This window comes from Pseudomaricurvus sp. (assembly GCF_965662505.1).
In the GTDB taxonomy this organism is placed as follows: domain Bacteria; phylum Pseudomonadota; class Gammaproteobacteria; order Pseudomonadales; family Cellvibrionaceae; genus Pseudomaricurvus.
Window position 1 is genome coordinate 1 of sequence record NZ_CBFIHX010000176.1, and the last position, 5,534, is coordinate 5,534.

The 5,534-nt window shown below is 47.2% G+C and carries 4 protein-coding genes; all 4 read right to left on the reverse strand.

Annotated elements, in window-relative coordinates; translation table 11 throughout:
• Positions 1-984, reverse strand: a 984-nt coding sequence (locus ACTG33_RS15955) for a putative O-glycosylation ligase, exosortase A system-associated (RefSeq protein WP_439136214.1), incomplete at its 3' end; no start/stop codon positions are given.
• On the reverse strand, positions 981-2,267 hold the full coding sequence (locus ACTG33_RS15960) for a glycosyltransferase family 4 protein (protein ID WP_439136215.1): 1,287 nt from the start codon (positions 2,265-2,267) through the stop codon (positions 981-983). The genes ACTG33_RS15960 and ACTG33_RS15955, both read right to left, overlap by 4 nt.
• The gene (locus ACTG33_RS15965; RefSeq protein WP_439136216.1) at positions 2,264-3,490 is read right to left on the reverse strand and encodes a TIGR04063 family PEP-CTERM/XrtA system glycosyltransferase; all 1,227 of its coding nucleotides are present in this window, start codon (positions 3,488-3,490) and stop codon (positions 2,264-2,266) included. The genes ACTG33_RS15960 and ACTG33_RS15965 overlap by 4 nt, the downstream gene beginning before the upstream one ends.
• Complete coding sequence (locus ACTG33_RS15970; protein ID WP_439136217.1) at positions 3,487-5,442, reverse strand: XrtA/PEP-CTERM system amidotransferase; 1,956 nt, start codon at positions 5,440-5,442, stop codon at positions 3,487-3,489. Before ACTG33_RS15970 ends, ACTG33_RS15965 begins: the two co-directional genes overlap by 4 nt.
• Positions 5,443-5,534: the final 92 nt, after the last annotated feature.

The window sequence follows — 5,534 nt, forward strand, 5'->3', positions numbered from 1 at the left end:
ACTATCTCCCAAAACTCCGAAGAAAATACTGTGCGCTGCATGCACTGCTAATGGATCGGGTGCGTACATCATAAAGCTTTCCAGCTTCCACGACTGCAATCCAGCACCAAATAACCGATCATTGGCTACGTTAATGCTATATTGCCATGCATTAATTCTTCCCATCGCGGAGGCATCTTCCTGATAGTTTTGTATAGTCTCCATTCGTGTATGCCATGATTCAGGCATAAAACTGAATGCAACAATCGCCATGACAATTAATAACGGGCCAGTCAATACTTTGTACGAAGACGATATCCAAAAATAACCCGCCAAAGCCAAAATCGCGACCAGGGCTCCTCGAGATTGAGACCCTAGTGCGGAAGCCAAACTTAACAATATCGCTAGCAACATCAGGGGTTTTAACCATTTGTAGATGGTCGTTTGATAGACGTATACCATCAGCGGCACTACCATCAGTGTCGCCAGAGCCAAACTGTTATTTTCTTCAACAAAACTGCCCGGAGGCCCCCAAACCCGATAAGCCCCCCCTGTGAGTATTGTAAAAACCCCTCCTTTGATACTGTAAAAACCCAAAGACAATACGATGACATAAATTAACCAATCAATTTTTTTCTGATCGGTCATAAGCATAATGGTTAGTACCGTCACCAGCTGGATTTTAAATATACGATCATACATAGGCCATGCACTGCCAGGATACATGGCAAAGATAGTAGATAGCGTTAGCCAAACGAAAAATATTCCCCAAGTAATAGTCGTTTTATCAACAGGGATACTCTTTTTCGATTTATCCATAAAAATAGCCATGATAAGCGTCAGGGCCACAATTTGAGCAAACGGCATGTTGTACGCAAATCCCCAGGTCAGCCTATGGGGGTTCATATAACTCAGCCAGGACCAAACCAGAATACCAATATATGGTCGTTTCAAAATAAAAGGTAACGAGCCAAATACTAAAGCCGCGACAAGCAAATCTCTCATTTTTGAGAAGCCCCCCACTTTTTGGGGTGATGGGCTTCGCTAGACTTCGAATTGGCCGTATCTTGGGCGGGCGAGGTAACGGATTGGTATACTTGAATCAAGGATTCATTGATAGAGTTATACCAAAAGCGTTTTGACAAGGCTCGGATCCGATCACGATCAAACGTCGTTTCCTGCAAGTTCTTAATACATGCTATGAAGCTATCCGCTGTTCTATCTGGAGTGAGCTTGCCTAGCTCACTAGAGTTGATTGTCTCGGGGTTTCCTCCAACATCAGTTGCCAGAACTGGAGTGCCACAGGCAATGGCCTCAAGTAGCACATTCGCACAGCCTTCTCTGCTGGAGGCAAGGCACACCAAATCCACTGCATTGTAGATATCCACTAATTGTGGCTGCTGAACATTACCCAAAAACCGGACTCTGTCCTTCAGATTAGCACTGGAAACCTGCGCCTCCAGACTGTCTCTCGCTTCACCCTCTCCAACCAGAAGCAGTGTGATATCCGGCAAGGATTTGAGCGCTTCGATTAAGAGATGCTGCCCTTTGAGTTCAATTAAGTTTCCGACAGCGGCTACGGTATATTGTGACAAACCCAGCTGCTCTCTGAGCGCTGCTCGTTCTTGCTCATTCCGAGCCACAAATATGCTTTCATCGATGCCATTGGTCACAGTCATGACTTTTTCTGGTTTCATCCCCAAAGTAATCATTTTCCTATTCAGATCACCTGAGACACAGAGGTTCATTGACGCTTTTTCAGCGGCCCACAGCATCATTTTCCGAGCCAACCAATAATCTGATATTAGATTAATGTCACTGCCTCTGGCAGTAATGGTAAAAGGCGATTTAAGCCAATGAGATACCAACGCGACGGCAACCCCATCCGGGTAAAAATAGTGGCTATCCACCATATCCCAGCTTTCGCCAGATCGCCTCAAACGAGTAATGTTTAAAAATAGGCTGATGGCCAGAAATAAAGGTGTCAGGTACATGCCGATTTTGGGAATCACCAAATAGCGGGGGTGTAAAACCCGAATTCCAAAGCGGTATTCCTCTTTGGGAATATGCTGGTACTCCTCATAGTGAGATACAGACATCCACCGTGAAAGCCCCAGCATATTCCAGAGCCAAAGAACAAAAGCTGGACACCATGGAACCGGAGCCATAACTAGTGCACTCACCCGCTCCGTCTTGACTAAATTCTTTATCCGGTTCTCCACAAAAATGCCGTGCCGAAACTGATTTCGATTGGGGTAGAGAGTTGTAATCACTAACAGATTAATCACAAGCCACCTGACAGAATTGGCGCGTAGACGGCATTATAACGCTCAGTACTGGCTGCCCAATTGCGCTCACCCTCCACGTATTGGCGACCATTGTTTTGTAGAAAGCTCCAGACATCCCGCTCTTTAATCGCTCTTAATATGGTTTCAGCTGCTGCTTTCTGATCGCCGGCTTTAAACAAATACCCCGTCTCTTTATCGGCAATCAGCTCTTTATGTCCGCCGACATCAGAAGCCACCACCAGCTTGCCTTGAGCCATAGCTTCCAATGGTTTCAACGGTGTGACAAGATCCGTCAGACGCATAGGCATTCTGGGGTAGACCATAATGTCTACAGCATTGTAAAAGTCTTGGATAGTATCATGAGGGACACGCCCTAATATGAGAACATGCTCTTCCAGACGCAAAGCCTCAACTTTCGCTTTAATAACCGTCTCTTGAGGTCCCCCACCTACCAGTAACAGCTTTACAGTAGGATTTTGATGAATAATGGATGGCATCGCATCCAGAAGAAACGTCAAGCCTTCATATTCATAAAAAGAGCCAAAGAACCCTAGCACTACCTTATTCTGCAACTCATACTTTTGAATAAGCTGATCGGGTTTATCTTCACAGATATGAAACCGCTCAATATCGACAGCATTGGGAATCACAGTAATACGCTTAGGATCCACTCCTCGCTTAATGATATCTTTCCGTAGTCCTTCGCAAATGGTTGTGACAGCATCAGCTTTGTGGAATACGTAACTTTCGAGTTTACGCGTCAGGAAGTAGCGCATACTATTCTCCTGACAGGTGCCGAGATTTACTGCGGCATCTTCCCAAAAAGCCCGACACTCGTACACAACAGGTATACCGCGCGCTTTACCGACTCTCAGGGCGGCAATTCCATTGAGTGCTGGAGAATGGGCATGCAGCACGTCTGGTTTGACCTCATCCACCACTTCGTGCAGCCGTTTTGTCAGGCCGTGAATCACGCTCAGCGGCTCAGCATGAGCTACATTATGCCAACTGCCAGTTTGTGCGCGGGTACGGTAAAACCTCAGACCATCGACCTCTTCCTGATCTACGTATTTGTCACATCCGACTTCCACATCGTGCTTGGCCGAAGTTAGGTGTTCGGTTTGCCAGCCCATTGCCCTCTGGTGCCTAAGTATAGAGAGGGTTCGAAAGGTATAACCGCTATGTAGAGGTATTGAGTGATCAAGAATGTGCAAGATTTTCATGCGGGAACAGCTCTGACTTCAGGATTGTGAACCGGTGTTCCAAGCTGTGCTTCGCTGCGCATAAATGCCTCAAACATAAAGAGGGTCCATATTAAAGTGCTGTTATCCCTCACTCGCATGAGATGCTGATTGATCAGTGTCTCTATGAATGTCAAATTAAAGTACCCACAGTCAGCCATCAATCCCCCCAACAGACGCTGCTTCAAAAGGGGTTTCAGCGGACCACGAAACCAATCGGCCAGGGGTACGGCAAACCCCATTTTAGGACGATACAGAACGTCATTGGGTAAATAAGGTTCCATGGCTTTTTTCAGTAAATATTTGCCGCATTGCCCATTGAGTTTTAATGAAGGGGGTAGACCCGATATCCAGTCAACCAGCTTATGATCCAGCAATGGCACCCGGACTTCCAGAGCATGTGCCATACTGGCCCGATCCACTTTGGTAAGAATGTCCCCCACCAGATACGTCTTGGTGTCGATGTATTGAATCATTGTTAGGGGGTCATCGGTAGGAGCCTTCCGTGCATATTCCTCAAACAGATCCTGAGTCCGGTAACCCTGGAGATCCCGTTTCAAGCCGTCAGAAAATAATTCTTGCCGCTGCTGAGCTGTAGTTAAACCCACTGTGTGAAAATAAGCCTCAGTAGAACTCCGTGCCAACGCTTCAAATGTCGTCTTGGCTCTGAATACCCGCGGAGCCCAATCAGCCTTGGGATAAAAGCGTCCTAGAGGACCAAACACTCCCCGACGCATCCCCAGAGGCATTTTGGAACGCAGACGCTCTTCATTCATATGCCAGCGGTAGCGACGATACCCGGCCAAATGCTCATCACCACCGTCGCCAGATAAAGCCACAGTCACTTTTTGTTTGGCTAATTCACAAACCCTGTAAGTGGGGATGGCTGAACTATCGGCGTAGGGTTCGTCGTAGAGGTCAGCTAACTGATCCACCAAAGCAAAGTCATCACTGGCGACAGTCCCTTCAAAATGACTGGTCTGATAACGTTTTGCCACTTTTTGTGCGTACTCTGTCTCGTCGAAGCGGTTAACATCGAAACCTATCGAACAGGTATTCACTGGTGAATCGCTGAGTTCTGCCATCATCGCGACAACAGAACCTGAATCCACACCGCCTGACAAGAATGCCCCCAGAGGCACTTCGGCAATCATGCGGATTTTGACCGCCTCGCGAATGCGTTCGACCAGCTCATCCTGAAGATCCGATTCTTTTCGATGCTCTGCTGGCTGGCAATGCAGGTCCCAGTACTCTTTGGCTTCAAGTCTGGGAGCTGAACTTGCTTCGCCTACATGACGTTCGACCAGCAGACTGTGCCCCGGATTTAACTTTTTGACTTGTTTGTAAATGGTTTTGGGTTCAGGTACATATCCCAGCGAAAAATAATCTTCAATGGCTGTAGGGTCCAGCGTCCGATCAATATTGGGCAGGCATTTAAGGGATTTCAATTCGGAGGAAAATGCCAGGCATCCATCATCGAGGAGCGTATAAAACAGCGGTTTGATACCAAGACGATCTCTCGCCAGAAACAGCTGTTGGCGGTTACGATCCCAAATTGCAAAAGCGAACATACCACGGAAGTGCTCGACACAACGCTCACCCCACTCTTCCCACGCGTGTACAATAACTTCGGTATCACAACGGGTTTTAAAGACATGGCCGCAGCGTTTGAGCTCTTCCATCAACTCAATGAAATTGTATATTTCCCCGTTATAAGTCACGACCACGGAGTCATCTTCGTTAAACAGGGGTTGATGTCCACTGGCAATATCGATAATCGACAAGCGCCTGTGTCCCAGGCCCACGCCAGGTTCATTATGTACACCCGCACCATCAGGGCCGCGATGAAACTGTCTGGCATTCATCTGGTTCAGCAGCTCTTCCGAAATGGGCTGATGACCGCGAGTATCAAATAATCCGACTATACCGCACATGAGGAGTTATCCCTGTTCCCACGTTGATGTAAGTTCTTTATCCCTGAATTTTCTAGCGCAATCATCCCATAAACCCTGTCAACGTTCACGAA

What these genes read in the sequence shown, in the direction of transcription:
- ACTG33_RS15965 (WP_439136216.1), bottom strand. Translation starts at nt 3,490, where the DNA reads ATGAAAATCTTGCACATTCTTGATCACTCAATACCTCTACATAGCGGT.
- ACTG33_RS15970 (WP_439136217.1), bottom strand. Translation starts at nt 5,442, where the DNA reads ATGTGCGGTATAGTCGGATTATTTGATACTCGCGGTCATCAGCCCATT.